A 17,135-nucleotide genomic window follows, 5' to 3' on the forward strand; every position below is an offset into this window, starting at 1 on the left:
CATTTGCCACTCAGTCAAATGCAGGATTTTTTGTTTTATACGATAAAAAACGACTAAATCTATTATTATTTCTTAATTTTCAATCATTATTTTCCGGAAAACTGAAAAGTACAGAATATTTTTCTATCTTTGCAAATCCTATCATTGAAGTCTTGTGAATTTCTCTTAGATTGAATAGGAATAAAACAGAAATGAAATAAAATAAACTGGTATGGAAAAAAAAATAGTATTTAGCTTGGCAATAGCTTTGGCATCCTTATCTAGCCTTCCTGTACAAGGACAGAAAAAGGTAGTTCCATTAAAATATGGAAACATGGATCACTGGGTGATTAGAAACATCAAGGAGTCGGCTATCATTGGTGGAAATCAGAAAACCATCTATGCCGTAGGACCTAATATGACCCTCAATGGTAATACTCCTTATACCAACAAGGGTGGTTCCCCCTGGGGATCATCCAATGTTCTGGCACATGTTTCGGGTATCTACAAAACCAATAACTCGGTTTATCGTGACAAGCGTGGCAATGGATATTGCGCTAGATTGGAAACCCATATAGAGAAAGTGAAGGTGCTTGGACTTATCAATATCAAGGTTCTGGCAGCAGGTTCCCTTTTCCTGGGTGATGTACGTGAACCGATTACGAGTACCAAAGATGGTCCGAAAGCCATCAATTGGGGTATTCCGTTCACTGCACGTCCTAAGGCTGTACAATTTGACTATAAAACATATATGCCTCAATCAGCTAACCGTATCAAGCAGAATGGATTCAGTGGAGCATCCACTGTAGCAGGTCGCGACTATGCCATTGCCGTACTCTATTTGCAGAAGCGCCATGAAGATGCTCAGGGAAACATCACAGCCAAACGAGTGGGCACGATGGTAGTAAAGTATGGAAAAAGTACCAACGGATGGGTGAATGATGCTACTTATACCATTCATTATGGCGATATCCGTCACATGGCTGGTTATGATGCTGCTACGATGGGACTTCGCTCTACCGACTATGCCCGCAACAGCAAGGGAAAAAGTGTGCCGGTAAGGGAAACCGGATGGGCGGGCAATCATGAGACGCCTACGCATCTTATCCTGCAGTTCTCTTCATCCCATGGTGGAGCCTATATCGGTACACCGGGTAATACATTGTGGATAGATAATGTGGCATTGGTTTACGAGTAAAAATCACATGTAGAATCAAGATTATAGACATTATGAAGCATATTCTGACAATACTAGTCATGATGATGGCATTGGGCTGTTATGCCTTTGAGCCATTTTCGCAAGATACAATCCCCTCACAGCAGATGGCGGATACAACCCGGCATGCCAGAAAATCATGGATGACACGATTTCTTGACTATTTTAATGATGCCAACAAAAACAAGGAGCATAAGCGGTTTGACTTCAGTATCATCGGAGGTCCTCACTATGCTTCTGATACGAAGTTTGGCTTAGGAATGGTAGCGGCAGGTCTTTATCGTTCAGACGCCAATGATACCCTACTTCCTCCTTCCAATGTTTCGCTTTTCGGTGATGTGAGCACGGTAGGTTTCTATATGTTGGGTGTTCGTGGAAATCATATAGCACCTCGTGGTCGTTATCGCATAGATTATCGTCTTTATTTCTATTCTTTCCCTTCTGATTTCTGGGGAATAGGTTATGAGATGGGTGATAACGATGACAATAAGAGCGACATGAAACGATGGCAGGCACAGGCTGAGGCTGCTTTCCTGTTCCGGGTGGCAGACAATTTCTATGTTGGTCCGATGGCTAGTTATGATTATGTAATTGGTAAGCACATTGAGCGTCCGGAGTTACTGAATGGAATGGATCACCATACATGGAATGTGGGAGCCGGTGTATCGCTGGTATATGATAATCGTGATAATCTTACCAATCCGCATCGGGGCATCTATCTCAATCTGAAGCAGATGTTCCGTCCTCGATTTATGGGAAATGATTATGCCTTCAGTACCACAAAATTCCGCTTTGACAGCTATCAGCAGTTGGGAGAGGGTACGGTTCTTGCCGAAGATTTAGGAGCAAATTTCAATTTCGGCAATCCTTCATGGGGTATGATGGCCAATTTAGGTGGTACCAGCTCTATGCGTGGTTATTACGAGGGTCGTTACCGTGACAAGCATTCCTTGGAGGCTACGGTGGAGTTGCGCCAACATGTTTGGAAACGGAATGGCATCGTGGTTTGGGCTGGAGCTGGAACCGTTTTTCCTAAATTCTCTGAATTGCGCAGTAATCGGATTTTGCCTAATGTTGGTGTGGGTTACCGATGGGAGTTTAAGAAGAATGTCAATGTGCGTTTGGATTATGGATTTGGTAAGTCGGGACAGTCTGGCTTTCTGTTTAATATCAATGAGGCATTTTAATACAAGAGAAGAATGAATCGTTTATCCTATATATATAATAAGGTGTCATCGGGGCAATTTCTGTATGCTTATGCCGTGGTGGCATTGTTGTTGCCTAATATAGCCTTGTGTTATACCGAGTGTTTGACTCCGTGGGCATGTGGTGTCAATGTGTTGCTGCCTTTGTCGCTGTATATGTTGTTCTTTTCTGCGGCTAAGCGTCCTGGTAAGATGATATGGTGGGCATTTATCTTTGTCTTTTTCGCTGCGTTCCAGCTGGTATTGCTTTATCTTTTCGGAACGGGAGTGATAGCGGTAGATATGTTTTTGAATCTCGTAACTACCAATCCCGGTGAGGCGATGGAGCTGCTCGATAATCTGGCTCCTGCCGTGGTTGGTGTCTTCGTGGTTTATTTGCCCTTGCTTATCCTGGGGGGTGTCATTATCAGAAGAGATAGCCGGTTGTCGGTTTCTTTCCAGCAGAGAGTCCGCCATTGGGCAATGCAGATTGGGGCTATAGGACTGTTCTGTCTGCTGGCAAGCTATCTGATGGTGGATGATTACCGTATGCGCAATCAGCTTTATCCCGTCAATATCTGTTACAACCTTTATCTGGCTTTTGAGCGCAATGCTGCTTCAGAGAATTATAAGGAGGCAAGCCGTAATTTTAAGTTTGAGGCTAAAAGTGAGCGCTCGCTCTATGCACCTGAGGTGTATGTAATGGTGGTAGGAGAGACGGCTCGTGCCCATAACTTCAGTCTTTATGGGTATCCTCGTGATACCAATCCACTGCTCTCCAAAACGCAGGGTATCAAAGCTTTCCCGAATGTGACAACTCAGAGCAATACTACTCATAAGAGTGTTCCGATGCTTCTGTCTGCTGCATCGGCAGAGGATTTTGAGCGCCTTTTTCATGAGAAAGGCATCCTGGCGGCCTTTAAGGAAGCCGGATTCCATACTGTGTTTATCAGCAACCAGTTGCCAAATCATTCGTTTATCGATTTTTTGGGAGAACAGGCTGATGAACATTATTTTCTGAAGAAAGAGGATGCTTTGCAAGGTAATCATTATGATGAGGATTTGTTGCAGAAACTGGATGAGATATTGCCCAAGGCTGATGCTTCCTCGTCTGCCCATTACCGTTATCGCAAGCTCTTCGTGGTTCTTCATACCTATGGTTCTCACTTCAATTATCAGGAGCGTTATCCCCGTAGTTTCGCTTATTTCAAGCCCGATAGCAGAAGTGAGGCAAAGTCGGAGAATCGGCGTGACCTCTTGAATGCCTATGATAATACCATCCGATATACCGATTATATCCTGCATGGTATCATTGAACGTCTGCAGAAATGGGAGGGGATACAGACTAAGACGGATGGGGTATATGGTCAGCCTATATCAGCGATACTCTATACCAGCGATCATGGAGAGAATATCTTCGATGATGATCGCCACCTCTTCCTTCATGCTGCCCCGAAGGCTTCGGATTACGAACTGCATGTGCCTTTCATCATCTGGACTTCTGAAGGATTCAGTAAACAATATCCGGATATATTGAAGGCATTGGGAGAAAATCGGTCAAAACAGGTACAGAGCAGTCTTTCGGCTTTTCATACCATGTTGGGCATCGGTGGCATTCAGACCCATTATCGTCAGGATGAATACTCGGTGGCAAGTGATAAATATCATCCGGTAAAGTTGCTCTATCTCGATGATCATGACGAGGCAATACCGCAGGAAGATGCCAAGTTTTTGCGTTAAATTCTAAGCCAAAAGGCTTTCTTACAGCAAAATATATGAAAAGAGTTTTCGTAAATATCAATTATTTACGAAAACTCTTTGTCGTATCTATAAATTGCTGTAACTTTGCACCCGGATTTAGATAATAATAAAAATACAGTTGTTATGGAACCAACTCGAAAAATCGAAAAGGTGAGCATGCGCAATCTCCGCATGGAGGATTATGACCAGCTTGCCAAGTCATTTAAGCGTATTTACGCAGACTCAGATGTATTCTGGACAAAAGAACAAATTAAGAAACTCATTACAATCTTCCCTGAGGGACAGGTGGTTATTATCGTTGACGATAAGATTGTGGGCTGTGCGCTCTCCATCATTGTCAACTATAATATGGTGAAAGGCGACCATACCTATGCTCAGGTGACAGGCAATGAAACCTTCAATACCCACCAGCCAAACGGCAATATCCTTTATGGTATTGAGGTATTTATCCACCCAGATTATCGTGGCTTGCGATTGGCTCGTCGTATGTATGAGTATCGCAAGGAACTCTGCGAGAAGCTCAACTTGAAGGCTATCATGTTTGGTGGTCGTATTCCAAACTATCATAAGTATGCCGACAAGATGCGCCCTAAGGAGTATATCGAACACGTAAGAAACCGTGAGATTTACGACCCGGTTCTTACTTTCCAACTCTCCAACGATTTCCACGTACGCCGTGTGATTCGCAACTATCTTCCTAGTGATGAGGAGAGCGAACACTGTGCAACCCTCTTGCAGTGGGATAATATCTACTATCAGCCACCTACGGATTCCTACGTAGACCGCAAGCCAACCGTAAGAATCGGATTGGTACAGTGGCAGATGCGCCCATACGCTTCGGTAGATGACCTCTTTGAACAGGTTGAGTTCTTTGTGGATTCCGTAAGCGACTACAAGAGCGATTTCATTCTCTTCCCTGAGTATTTCAATGCGCCGTTGATGGCACGTTTCAATGATTTGGGTGAGGCACAGAGCATCCGCAAGATGGCTCAATATACAGAAGAAATCCGTGACCGTTTCCGTGAACTGGCCATCAGCTACAACATCAATATCATTACCGGTAGTATGCCTTATCTCAAGGACGATTCCCTCTATAACGTCGGTTTCCTTTGCCGTAGAGATGGTAGCGTGGATATGTATGAGAAGATTCACGTAACTCCAGATGAGCAGAAGTGCTGGGGATTGAGTGGCGGTAGCCATATCCAGACTTTCGATACCGATTGTGGTAAGATTGGTATCGTCATCTGCTATGATGTGGAGTTCCCTGAACTTTCCCGTCTGATGGCAGAGGATGGTATGCAGATTCTCTTCGTTCCATTCATGACCGATACGCAGACTGCTTACTCTAGAGTAAGAGTCTGTGCACAGGCTCGTGCCATCGAGAATGAGTGCTATGTAGCCATTGCAGGTAGTGTGGGCAACTTGCCCCGTGTTCACAACATGGATATCCAGTATGCCCAGAGTGCTGTATTCACCCCTTGCGACTTCGCCTTCCCTAACGATGGCAAGCGTTCGGAGGCAACACCTAATACTGAGATGATTCTCGTATCAGATGTAGATTTGAACCTCTTGAACGAGCTTCATACCTACGGTGCCGTTCGAAATCTTCGTGATCGCCGCAAGGATCTGTATGACTTGAAGCAGAAGAAGTAAGTTAAGTGAAGAGTGAAGAACGAAGAGTGAAGAATTCAATTGTATTGATATATAGATATAAAGAATGTATAAGATAGAAATCTCGGAGCGCACGCTCCACTTTAAGCAGCCAGCAGGCACGTCTCGTGGAGTTTATACCACGAGACACAGTTATTATCTGACTCTTACTTCGGATGAAATGCCGGGGATAGAAGGAGTGGGAGAGTGTGCTACGCTCCCTGATTTGAGTTGCGATGCCAAACCGGAATATGCTGTTACCCTTCGACAGGTGTGCCAGATGGTGGAACAGATGGGACGCATCCCTTACGATATGATTCGTGCCTATCCTAGCATCACCTTCGGACTGGAAACAGCCTTTGCTTCGTGCTTCGATGCAGCGAAGAAGCAGGGAGTAAGTGTCTCTGTTCCAGCTGGAATGGAGAACCTGGCCAATCTCTTCGACTCTCCTTTCGGACGAGGAGAAGAGGGCATTACCATCAACGGACTGGTATGGATGGGCACCTATGAGGAGATGCTGGCTCGGTTGGAGGAGAAGCTCCAGGCAGGTTTCCATTGTGTGAAACTGAAGATTGGTGCCATCGATTTCTTTAAGGAACTCGATCTTATCAAGCGTATTCGTGATGTCTATACCCGTGATCAGGTAGAACTCAGAGTAGATGCCAATGGTGGATTCCTGCCGGAGAATGCGATGAGTCAGCTGGAGGCTTTGGCTAAGTATGATATCCATTCCATAGAGCAGCCTATCAAGCAGCATCAGTGGTCTAAAATGGCTCAGCTCTGTCGCGAAACACCGCTTCCTATCGCCCTGGACGAGGAACTGATTGGTGTGAATGTCCGTAGTATGAAGCAGGCTTTGCTCGATACCGTCCGCCCTCAGTATATCATCCTGAAGCCTTCGCTTCATGGTGGAATCTATGGATGTAACGAGTGGATTGAGTTGGCTAACCAGCGTGGCATCGGCAGTTGGATTACCTCGGCTTTGGAGAGCAATATCGGTCTCCATGCCATTGCCCATTATGCTGCCAAGGTATATGGTCCTAATGTCCAGATGCCGCAAGGTCTGGGCACCGGTCAGCTCTTTACCGATAACATCCCAATGCCTTTGGAGATTCGGGGTGATCAATTATTTGTCGTAAAATAACTTAGGAAGAATTCTGAAAATGACATTAGAAGATTTCCTTTCCGAATGGAATAACGATAGCGACCGGGTGCTTGTACATACCAGTGGTTCCACAGGAAAACCCAAACCGATGATGGTAGAGAAGAAGCGAATGCTCAACTCAGCCCGCATCACTTGTGATTTCCTTGGATTGAAGCCAGGTGATAGCGCTCTGCTCTGTATGTCGCTTGATTATATTGCCGGTAAGATGGTGGTGGTACGAAGCATTGAGCGCCATCTCCATCTTATTTCTGTCTCTCCAAGTGGGCATCCTTTGAAAGATGTAAATGAAGAGATTACTTTCGCAGCCATGGTTCCGATGCAGGTATATAATACCCTGCAGGTTCCTGAGGAGCGGGAACGGCTCTGCCATATCCGTCATCTGATTATCGGTGGTGGTGCCATTGATGCAGCTTTAGAGAAGGAACTGAAGTCATTTCCCGGCAATATCGCCATCTGGAGCACTTACGGCATGACCGAAACCTTGTCTCATATTGCTCTGAGGCGAATCAATGGTGATGAGGCAAGCGAATGGTATCAGCCTTTCGATAGCGTTCATATCAGTCAGACCGAAGAAGGCTGTCTTGTCATTGATGCCCCTCAGGTTTGTGCTGAAACCTTGGTAACGAATGATATCGTGGAGATAGAACCCTATATATATAATAAGGTGGAAAAACTCCGTTTCCGCATCAAGGGCAGAAAAGACAATGTCATCTGTAGTGGTGGCATCAAGATACAGATAGAAGAAGTGGAGGCTTTTCTGAAACCTCATTTGGAAAAACCTTTCATGATAGCCAAGAAGAAAGACGGGAAGTTTGGAGAAATCGCAGTCCTCCTGACAGAGGATGAGGATATAAAAAAAGTAGAGGCGACTGTCCGCCGCCTCTTATCAGGTAATTCAGATGATTCAAATAAATCATCTGAATCTAAAAGTCATAAATATTGGATTCCAAGGGAATTCCGATATGTAGAGCATGTTCCGCTTACCGAAACCGGAAAGCCAAAGCGATGCTGTTTGGCATAAGGATACAATAATGGCGGGTTGATAGCCCGCCATATTATATTATCCTTCTCTAAAGAAGTCGAGTGCTTCTTTGATTTCTTCTGTAGTAGCTGTCTGGTTGATACGGATATCCCCTATACCGCCAAGCATGGTGAAGTTGATGATGCCATTCTGATTCTTCTTGTCGTGCTGCATCAGCTCGATGAGCTCATCATAGTCATCACAGGTGATATTCAGCGTACCATAGTTTTCCTTGATGAAAGTAACGGTCTGGCGCATCTTGTCTGTAGGGAATCCTGTCTTAGCCACGCTTAGATAAAGCTCAGGGATGAGACCGAATGCTACGGCATAGCCATGCAGGATAGGCTTGCGCTTCAAAGCCCAGCTCTCGAAGGCATGACCGAAGGTATGACCCAGGTTCAAAGCCTTGCGGATGCCCTTCTCATGAGGATCCAGCTCTACGATGCGCTCCTTTACCTTCACGCTGTCGCCCACCATGCGCTGCAACTGCTTCAAATCTGGTTGGTCAAGGTCGAAGCTTACCAGTTCTTCCCACATCGCCTCGGTAGAAATCAAGCCGTGCTTCAGCATTTCTGCATAGCCCGAACAGATGTTCTCGGCATCCAGAGTCTTCAGAAATTCTGTGTCGAGAATCACGTACTTAGAGTCGTTGAATACGCCCACTTCGTTCTTCAAACCACCGAAGTTGATACCGGTCTTTCCGCCTACCGATGCATCTACCATGGCAAGCAGGGTAGTAGGGATATTGATGAAGTTGATGCCACGCTTAAAGGTGCTGGCCGCAAAACCACCCAGGTCGGTTACCATACCGCCTCCCAGGTTAATCATGCATGAATGGCGTGAAGCGCCACCCTCCTGCAGTCCCTTCCATACCATCATCAGACTTTCGATGTCCTTATGGCTGTCGCTTGCAGGAATAGTGATTACCTGTATGTGCTTCAGGCTATAGAAGTTCTTGATGACTGGCAGACACAGCTCTTGGGTCGTGGTATCGGTAAGCACAAACAGCTTGTCGTGCTCGCACTCAGCGAGAGCGGTTACCAGTTCGCTCTCCAGATGGGTTGATATGATTACTCTTTGACTCATAACTTACTAACGTTTTTAAAAAAGACGAATTTATATAGGGCCGTTGGGAAGTCCCGAAAGGACAACGCCACGGCTATTTTGGCTGCAAAGGTACGTTAAAATGAAGACAAAACAAAATAAATAAGCACTTTTTTATCAATAAAAGTTTAAACCTTGATACATTTCGTTCGTCAAATGAAGCAAAATGCCCCAAAAAGTGCATCTGTTTTTTACAATTGCGCTCTAATCGGGTCTAATCATATAAAAGCAAGTCTATATACAATTTAGAAATAATAAATAACATTCAACAAATAATGAAAAGATCAATTCTATCGATGCTGTTGATGCTCGTTGCAATAGCATCCTTAGCTCAAGAGCGCTTGATTAGCGGTAAGATAACAGACCGCGATACCAAGGACCCTGTTGAGCAAGTAACGATTCAACTACTCAAAACCGACAGTACATACGTGTCGGGTGCCATTTCTAATGAGCGGGGACTCTTCCATGTCAATGCCCCGGCTAATGGCAAGTATCTCCTCAAGATTACCAGTGTAGGTTACAAGCCTACCGTTAAGCGAATCCAGATTTCTGAAGACAAGAATCTGGCAATGGGGAATGTGGTCATTGGTGCTGATGCTATCATGCTGAAAGGTGCCGTGGTAACCGCCATGGCTCAGAAGGTGAGTCTGAAGGAGGATACCTTCGTCTATAATTCGGCAGCCTACCGCACACCGGAAGGTTCGGTGGTTGAGGAACTCGTGAAGCGTCTGCCGGGTGCAGAGGTCAGCGATGACGGTACCATCAAGATCAACGGTAAGGAAGTGAAGAAAATCCTGGTAGACGGCAAGGAGTTTATGACGGGCGATACCAAGACTGCTCTGAAGAACTTGCCTACCAGCATCATTGATAAGATCAAGGCATACGACGAGAAGAGTGATCTCTCCAAGGTGACTGGTATTGATGACGGTGAGGAACAGACCGTGCTCGACTTCGGTGTGAAGAAGGGGATGAATAAGGGTGTGATTTCCAATATCGACCTGGGTGTGGGTAACAAGAACCGCTATAATATGCGTGGTATGGGTGGCTATTTCGCCAACAACAACCGATTTATGCTCTTTGCCAATGCCAATAATACCAGTGACCGTGGATTCGGCGGTGGTCCTGGCAGAGGATTCTGGGGCGGTGCCAACGGTTTGAATGCCAGCAAGATGATAGGCGCCAACTACAACTATGAGTTGAAAGACAAGTTCAAGTTCAATACCTCTCTCCGCTGGAACCACAGCGATGGCGATGTATGGAGCAGCCGTTCCAGCGAGAACTTTATGGGTACCAGCAGTTCCTTCAGTAACAGCTTGAGTCAGAGCTATTCCCGCAGCAACAGCTGGAATGGTAACATCCGTCTGGAGTGGATGCCTGATTCCATGACCAATATCCTCTTCCGTCCTTCCATCTCCTGGAGTTCCAGCGATGGCTTGAGTGGTAGCCAGTCGGCTTCCTATAACAAGGATCCGTATACCATCACCACCAAAGATCCTCTTTCTGAAGAAGGTATCGAAGAGATGGAGAAGGCTGAGGCTATGGTAAACAGCCAGTTGACCAACGGCATCACCTACTCTGATAATAACAATATCAATGGTATGCTGCAGATAAACCGCAAGTTGGGCAACAAGGGACGTAACATCACCTTCCGTGTGGATGCCAAATATACTGATAATGACAGCAAAAGCATCTCGCTCAACAATGCAAAACTCTATCTTGTGCAGACAGCGGAGGGTAAGGATTCTACTTATCAGACCAACCGCTATAACCTGACTCCTTCGAAGAATTACAGTTATGCGGGACAGTTGACCTATAGTGAGCCACTTTGGAAGGCTACCTTCCTGCAGTTCAGCTATAAGTTTACTTACAGCTACTCCAAGAGCGACCGCAGCACCTACGATTTCAGTAAGTATGCGATGAGTGGTGATCATGAATATCGCGGTTGGGACAGCTACTTGAATCCGTTTGCCGGTCATCTCAATGACTATAGGGATGATAATTTGAGTCGCTTCTCAGAGTATCGCAACTATAACCATGATATCCAGGTGATGATGCGATTCATCCGTCAGAAGTATAACCTGAACTTCGGTGTGATGGTTCAGCCACAGCAGTCTAAGTATATCCAGGATTATCAGGGCGTGCATGTAGATACCGTTCGCAATGTGGTGAATGTGAGTCCAACCCTCGATTTCCGTTATCGCTTCTCAAAGATGAGTAACCTGCGAATCAACTATCGTGGTACAACCTCTCAGCCAAGCATCTCTCAGTTGCTCGACATCACGGATAACAGCGATCCGTTGAACATTTCGATGGGTAACCCAGGCTTGAAGCCATCGTTCACTCAGAACTTCCGATTGTTCTACAACAATTTCGTGCAGAACCATAATAAGGGTATCATGACTTTCGTCAACTTCTCTACCACCAACAATAGCATCAGCAATAAGGTGACATACGATGAGACGACTGGTGGAAGAATCACCCGACCAGAGAATATCAATGGAAACTGGAATGCGATGGGAGCCTTCATGTTCAACTGCTCTATCGATAGTGCAGGTGTATGGAACATCAATACTGGAGCCCATGCCAATTACAATAACTATGTAAGTTATCTGAGTCTTGACAAGAAATCAGACTCTCAGAAGAATACTACCCGCAGTATCACCTGGCGTCAGAATCTTTCTTTCAGCTATCGTAATGACTGGGCTGAGTTCTCGCTCGATGGTACGCTTACTTACAATAAGGCAAAGAACAAGCTTCAGCCTACCAGCAACCTCGAGACCTGGCAGTTCTCTTATGGTCCAAGCATGACGCTTACCGCTCCTTGGGGAACCAGCCTGAACTCAAGTCTCTCTATCAACAGTCGCCGTGGCTATAACGACAGTAGTATGAACACCGATGAGTTTGTATGGAATGCGCAGCTCTCTCAGGGCTTCCTGAAGGGCAAGCCTCTTACCATCATGCTTCAGTTCTACGATCTTCTTCGTCAGCAGAGCACCTTCTCTCGTGCTATCTCGGCTACATCCCGTACGGATACCGAGTATAATGCCATCAACAGCTATGCGATGCTCCATGTGGTTTATCGCTTGAATCTCTTTGGAGGCAAGGAGGCACGCAAGGGTGGATTTGATGGCCCTGGAGGTCCTGGCGGTCGTCCTAACTTCCATGGTCGCCCATTCGGTGGTGGCCATCCAGGAGGAAGAATGTTCTAAGTGAAGTTTAAATAGATATGCCAAAAAAAATCCCCGCTCTTCATGATGAGGAGCGGGGATTCTTTTTTGTCTTATTTTAAAGTCGCTGCTTTTTAGAGAGCGAACTTGTAACCGATAGTAATCTGGATTACGTTGTTGTAGTGATCGACGTCTTCAAAAACCTTAGTTACACCGATGTTGTAACGAGCATCGAAAACAAGGTTCTGGTACTCGTAAGAGAGGCCTACAGGGATAGAGAGATCTACTGTCTTAACGTCTTCAGCATCGTCCTTGTTTACCAGGAAACCTGGCTGCAAACCTGCCTTGAGAGCAAGACCAGCTACAGGATAGTAGTTCAAAGTGATAGGCACATTGATATAGCCAGGGTTCCACTTTCCACCTTCAAAAGTCATACCTGCAATTTTTACGTCCTCTGCCTTGAAGCCCTGTACAGAATAGAGAGCACCTACAGCAATACCGAAGTTGCTTGTAGACTGATACTGCAACTCAGCACCAGCAGCGAAACCTGCCTTCCAGTCGTTATCACCTATTGTAGCAACGTTCAAACCAATCTTAGGCTGAATAGTTGTTGTACCAGCAGCCTGCTGTGCGAAAGCACCTACTGAAGACAGCACCATGGCTGCCATAACCAATAATTTCTTCATAATCTCTAATTTTTTAATTGTTAATACTGTTGTTTGTTGATAAGCCTTCATCTCTGTTGATTCAGAGTATTAGGTATTTTTTCATATCTAACTGGGAGCAAAGATATATGAAAAAAATATATAAAGCAAGCTTTTTACAATAAAAAATGTACTTTTGAACCAAAAAATCTCATTTTCGTGGTAAAATCGTATATTCTTATCCTATCTTTGCTCTATTTTCTTCAGTTCTTTCTCAAATCGGCGACGATACATTTCGCCTGCTATCGTCAAGCCGAAAGGGAAGGCAATCCAGATGCCCAGTATGCCCATGCCGCAAGGAAAACCGAGGGTATAGCCCAATGGAAGTGAGATGACGAAGTAGGCGATGAAGGCATAGAGCACCATCGGCTTCACACAGGCGATACCTCGAAGGGCATTGGCAAAGGTATATTGCAAACCATCGCCAAACTGATATACCATCATCAGGATTATCAATACCGACACATACGCCTGTACCTCGGCATTGGCATTAAACCAACCGCCTATCTGGTGGCGAAGCAGAAATACCGGAATTCCCATGCAGAGAGAGAACAGCAAGTTCAGACGGAAGCCATCGTAGGCGTTGCGGCGTACGGCAGCATAGTCTTTCTGTCCCATAAAGTGACTCACGCGGATTGCCAGCGCTGCTGCCATACCCGAAAGTACGAGATAGAAGAGCTGGGAGAGGGTAATCATTACCTGATGAGCTGCCAACGGGATAGTACCCAGCCAGCCTACCATCACGCAACTCAGCGTAAAGGCTGCCGATTCCATTCCCAACTGTAAGGCTACCGGCCAGCCCAGACGGTTCATCTCCTTGAAGTCTGCCTTATTAAGTGAACTATGGATGAGGTCGTGTCTGTATTCTCTGAATCCCTTGCCGGCAATCACAATGCTCACCATTGCCAGAGCCATGAGGATGCGGCTTGCCAAGGTTGAGATTCCGGCTCCGAGCAAACCCAGTTCCGGAAAACCAGCCACACCGTAAATCAATACCCAGTTGCCGAGGATATTGACCACATTTCCGCCTATCATCGCCCACATCGCCACCTTGGTTTTTCCGATACCATCCAGGAATTGCTTCATCGTAAAGAAGATACCCATGAAGAGAACCGAGGCAAGGTTCACCAGGAAGTAGGGACGGATGAGCGATAGCAGTTCTTCCGGCTGTCCGATATGTGCCAGATTGAGATAGAGCAGGATGAGAGCAGCCGTAAAAATGGCTCCCGTCAGCATATTGGCAATGAAGGAGTTGCGAACCTTCTGTCCGATGCAGTCGGTGCGTTCCTCTCCGTAAAGCTTGCCGATGATAGGAGTGAGTCCGTAGGTGAATCCCATATAGGATACAAAGACGAGACCGAAGATATTGTTCACCAATCCTGCTGCTGCCAGTTCAGGTGTACTGTGATGACCAATCATCAGCGTATCAGCAAATCCCAGAATAATGGTTCCTAGTTGTCCGATAATAATAGGAAATCCTATCGAAAGCAGTTCCCGGTAATGATGTTTCTTATTCGTTGCAATGGATGTTGTATGATTATTCATATTGCTTTTAATTACTAATCTATATCTTGTATTTTGTCATTGAGGAATGCAAAGTTACGGCTTTATTCAGTAACTACCAAATTTTTCTTTCAGAAAAAGATTTTTTCCTCTGTTTTATTTGGAGTTATCGGATTAAAAAACTATATTTGCAGAATCAAAACAACTGACAATCAGATTTACAAACCAAATAAACATACCATTATGAACAACATTCCATTAGTATTTTGGCTCATCCCGATAGCCAGCGTTGTTGCATTGGGAATGGCATGGTTCTTCTTCCGTTCGATGATGAAAGAGGACGAGGGAACCGAGAGAATGAAAGAGATTGCAGCACATGTTAGAAAAGGTGCAATGGCCTACCTCAAGCAGCAGTACAAGGTGGTGATCATTGTCTTCGTAGTGCTTGCCATTGTTTTCGCTTTTATGGCTTATGTGCTGAAAGTGCAGAATCCGTGGGTTCCGTTCGCTTTCCTTACCGGTGGACTCTTCTCCGGACTGGCGGGATTCTTTGGTATGAAGACGGCTACCTATGCTTCGGCACGTACAGCCCATGGAGCTCGTACCGGTCTCGATAAGGGACTGAAGATTGCTTTCCGCAGCGGTGCCGTGATGGGACTCGTTGTGGTTGGTCTCGGATTGCTCGATATTGCCATCTGGTTTATTGTTCTTAATGCGGTGTATGCCGGTGAGTCTACTGCCCTCATCACCATCACTACCACCATGCTTACCTTTGGTATGGGTGCTTCTACCCAGGCTCTCTTTGCCCGTGTAGGTGGAGGTATCTATACCAAGGCTGCCGATGTGGGAGCTGACCTGGTGGGCAAGGTAGAGGCTAATATTCCAGAGGATGATCCCCGGAATCCTGCAACCATTGCCGATAATGTGGGTGATAATGTAGGCGACGTAGCCGGAATGGGGGCCGACCTATATGAGAGCTATTGCGGTTCTATTCTCTCTACCGCTGCTCTGGGTGCCACCGCCTTTGCCATGAATAGCGACATGCAGCTCCGTGCCGTTATCGCACCTATGATCATTGCAGCCATCGGCATCTTCCTCTCGCTTATCGGCATCTATCTGGTCCGTACCAAGGAAGGCGCATCCATGAAGGATCTGCTCCATTCCCTGGGCTTGGGAACCAATGTAAGTGCCGGTCTTATCGCCGTTGCCACCTTTATTATATTATATCTCCTGGGCATCGAGAACTGGCTCGGACTCTCATTCTCTGTTATCAGCGGTCTGGTGGCTGGTGTCATCATCGGTCAGGCTACGGAGTATTATACTTCCCAGAGCTACAAGCCAACACAGAAGATAGCTGAGGCTTCGCAGACAGGTCCTGCCACGGTGATTATCAAGGGTATCGGAACGGGAATGATTTCCACCATGGTTCCTGTGGTAACCATCTCTGTTGCCATCATGTTGAGTTTCCTCTGTGCCAATGGTTTTGACATATCGATGTCTGCTAAGTCCATCAGTACCGGTCTTTATGGCATCGGTATCGCAGCCGTAGGTATGTTGTCAACGCTCGGCATCACCCTTGCTACCGATGCCTATGGTCCTATTGCCGACAATGCCGGAGGTAATGCAGAGATGAGCGGACTGCGTAAGGAGGTGCGTGAACGTACCGATGCTCTCGATGCACTTGGCAATACCACAGCAGCTACCGGTAAGGGCTTTGCCATCGGTTCAGCAGCCCTTACAGCTTTGGCGCTTCTTGCATCTTACATTGAGGAGATTAAGATAGCCATGATTCGTGCCGTAGAGAATGGCAAGCAGTATGTGGATGCTGCCGGCAATCTCTTCGACCCATCGAATGCCAACACCATCGACTTTATCAACTTCTTCCAGGTTAACCTGATTAATCCTAAGGTTCTGGTAGGCGCTTTCCTCGGTGCGATGGCTGCCTTCCTGTTCTGCGGACTGACGATGGGAGCTGTGGGACGTGCGGCTGAGTCAATGGTTCAGGAAGTTCGTCGCCAGTTCCGTGAGATTAAGGGAATCCTTGAAGGCAAGGCAACTCCGGATTACGGTCGTTGTGTAGAAATCAGTACCCGCAGTGCTCAGCGTGAGATGATAATCCCGTCTCTTCTTGCCATCATCATTCCTATCGTAGTAGGTCTGGTTTTGGGAGTTGCCGGTGTGCTCGGTCTTCTTACCGGTGGTCTTGCAGCCGGCTTCACGCTTGCCGTCTTCATGTCTAATTCAGGTGGTGCATGGGACAATGCCAAGAAGATGATAGAGGAGGGCAACTTCGGAGGCAAGGGTAGTGAGAATCATAAGGCAACGATTGTAGGCGATACCGTAGGCGACCCATTCAAGGATACCTCTGGTCCATCGCTCAATATCCTCATCAAGTTGATGTCGATGGTAAGTATCGTGATGGCAGGTTTGACCATTGCGTTCTTGTAAAAATCTGATAGCACCCCCTAGAAAAATAGCCCCCGATGCAAGAAACGCATCAGGGGCTATTTTTTTTCTATATATTAATGCCATATTTGCCACGCTGCGCATTAACTATCTGATTTACAGAAAATAAAGCGTGGCAATAAGCGTGTTTTTTTATTGCCACTTATTGCCACCTAATGCCACGTGTGCGAACACAAAAGCTTTTCTAGTATACATGAGAAGCAATTTTCCTGTAA

General features: G+C 46.1%; 11 protein-coding genes. 8 read left to right on the forward strand and 3 right to left on the reverse strand.

The annotated features are described in order from the left end of the window. Positions 1-211 precede the first annotated feature (211 nt). The 6 genes from ACTQ53_RS00400 (at position 212) to ACTQ53_RS00425 (ending at position 7,976) form a co-directional block, all read left to right on the forward strand. Complete coding sequence (locus ACTQ53_RS00400) at positions 212-1,177, forward strand: PCMD domain-containing protein (RefSeq protein ID WP_441931627.1); 966 nt, start codon at positions 212-214, stop codon at positions 1,175-1,177. A gap of 125 nt (positions 1,178-1,302) precedes the next feature. Then, a complete protein-coding gene (locus ACTQ53_RS00405; protein ID WP_294971421.1) occupies positions 1,303-2,382 on the forward strand; it encodes a BamA/TamA family outer membrane protein in 1,080 nt (359 codons plus the stop codon). A 12-nt stretch (positions 2,383-2,394) separates the two neighbouring features. Continuing rightward, positions 2,395-4,119 carry a phosphoethanolamine transferase gene (locus ACTQ53_RS00410; protein WP_295346152.1) on the forward strand — a complete coding sequence of 575 codons (1,725 nt, stop codon included), beginning with the start codon at positions 2,395-2,397 and terminating at the stop codon, positions 4,117-4,119. A gap of 144 nt (positions 4,120-4,263) precedes the next feature. Beyond that, positions 4,264-5,793 carry a bifunctional GNAT family N-acetyltransferase/carbon-nitrogen hydrolase family protein gene (locus ACTQ53_RS00415; RefSeq protein ID WP_294971413.1) on the forward strand — a complete coding sequence of 510 codons (1,530 nt, stop codon included), beginning with the start codon at positions 4,264-4,266 and terminating at the stop codon, positions 5,791-5,793. A 64-nt stretch (positions 5,794-5,857) separates the two neighbouring features. Beyond that, positions 5,858-6,934 (forward strand): o-succinylbenzoate synthase, encoded by a 1,077-nt coding sequence (locus ACTQ53_RS00420; RefSeq protein ID WP_441931628.1) that lies wholly within the window; start codon positions 5,858-5,860, stop codon positions 6,932-6,934. 19 nt (positions 6,935-6,953) lie between these two features. After that, positions 6,954-7,976, forward strand: a complete 1,023-nt coding sequence (locus ACTQ53_RS00425; RefSeq protein ID WP_441931629.1) for an AMP-binding protein — start codon at positions 6,954-6,956, stop codon at positions 7,974-7,976. A gap of 39 nt (positions 7,977-8,015) precedes the next feature. Here the strand turns inward: ACTQ53_RS00425 and aroB are convergent, their stop codons facing one another. After that, on the reverse strand, positions 8,016-9,062 hold the full coding sequence (aroB, locus tag ACTQ53_RS00430) for a 3-dehydroquinate synthase (protein WP_441931630.1): 1,047 nt from the start codon (positions 9,060-9,062) through the stop codon (positions 8,016-8,018). Between the two features lie 293 nt (positions 9,063-9,355). Here aroB and ACTQ53_RS00435 point away from each other — a divergent pair, with 293 nt between their 5' ends. Next, complete coding sequence (locus tag ACTQ53_RS00435) at positions 9,356-12,289, forward strand: TonB-dependent receptor (RefSeq protein WP_441931631.1); 2,934 nt, start codon at positions 9,356-9,358, stop codon at positions 12,287-12,289. Positions 12,290-12,381: 92 nt separating this feature from the next. Here the strand turns inward: ACTQ53_RS00435 and ACTQ53_RS00440 are convergent, their stop codons facing one another. Continuing rightward, on the reverse strand, positions 12,382-12,933 hold the full coding sequence (locus tag ACTQ53_RS00440; RefSeq protein ID WP_441931632.1) for a porin family protein: 552 nt from the start codon (positions 12,931-12,933) through the stop codon (positions 12,382-12,384). 201 nt (positions 12,934-13,134) lie between these two features. Further along, positions 13,135-14,496, reverse strand: coding sequence for an MATE family efflux transporter (locus ACTQ53_RS00445; protein ID WP_441931633.1), 1,362 nt, complete (start codon positions 14,494-14,496; stop codon positions 13,135-13,137). A 201-nt stretch (positions 14,497-14,697) separates the two neighbouring features. Between ACTQ53_RS00445 and ACTQ53_RS00450 the strand changes: the two genes are divergently transcribed. Further along, positions 14,698-16,902: a sodium-translocating pyrophosphatase gene (locus tag ACTQ53_RS00450; RefSeq protein WP_441931634.1), complete on the forward strand. Its 2,205-nt coding sequence runs from the start codon at positions 14,698-14,700 to the stop codon at positions 16,900-16,902. Positions 16,903-17,135: the final 233 nt, after the last annotated feature.

The organism is Prevotella sp. Sow4_E9_plate (genome assembly GCF_052116205.1).
Lineage (GTDB): Bacteria > Bacteroidota > Bacteroidia > Bacteroidales > Bacteroidaceae > Prevotella.

What these genes read in the sequence shown, in the direction of transcription:
- ACTQ53_RS00450 (WP_441931634.1), top strand. Translation starts at nt 14,698, where the DNA reads ATGAACAACATTCCATTAGTATTTTGGCTCATCCCGATAGCCAGCGTT.
- ACTQ53_RS00425 (WP_441931629.1), top strand. Translation starts at nt 6,954, where the DNA reads ATGACATTAGAAGATTTCCTTTCCGAATGGAATAACGATAGCGACCGG.
- ACTQ53_RS00435 (WP_441931631.1), top strand. Translation starts at nt 9,356, where the DNA reads ATGAAAAGATCAATTCTATCGATGCTGTTGATGCTCGTTGCAATAGCA.
- ACTQ53_RS00405 (WP_294971421.1), top strand. Translation starts at nt 1,303, where the DNA reads ATGGCGGATACAACCCGGCATGCCAGAAAATCATGGATGACACGATTT.
- ACTQ53_RS00420 (WP_441931628.1), top strand. Translation starts at nt 5,858, where the DNA reads ATGTATAAGATAGAAATCTCGGAGCGCACGCTCCACTTTAAGCAGCCA.
- ACTQ53_RS00440 (WP_441931632.1), bottom strand. Translation starts at nt 12,933, where the DNA reads ATGAAGAAATTATTGGTTATGGCAGCCATGGTGCTGTCTTCAGTAGGT.
- ACTQ53_RS00415 (WP_294971413.1), top strand. Translation starts at nt 4,264, where the DNA reads ATGGAACCAACTCGAAAAATCGAAAAGGTGAGCATGCGCAATCTCCGC.
- ACTQ53_RS00445 (WP_441931633.1), bottom strand. Translation starts at nt 14,496, where the DNA reads ATGAATAATCATACAACATCCATTGCAACGAATAAGAAACATCATTAC.
- ACTQ53_RS00400 (WP_441931627.1), top strand. Translation starts at nt 212, where the DNA reads ATGGAAAAAAAAATAGTATTTAGCTTGGCAATAGCTTTGGCATCCTTA.
- ACTQ53_RS00410 (WP_295346152.1), top strand. Translation starts at nt 2,395, where the DNA reads ATGAATCGTTTATCCTATATATATAATAAGGTGTCATCGGGGCAATTT.
- aroB (WP_441931630.1), bottom strand. Translation starts at nt 9,062, where the DNA reads ATGAGTCAAAGAGTAATCATATCAACCCATCTGGAGAGCGAACTGGTA.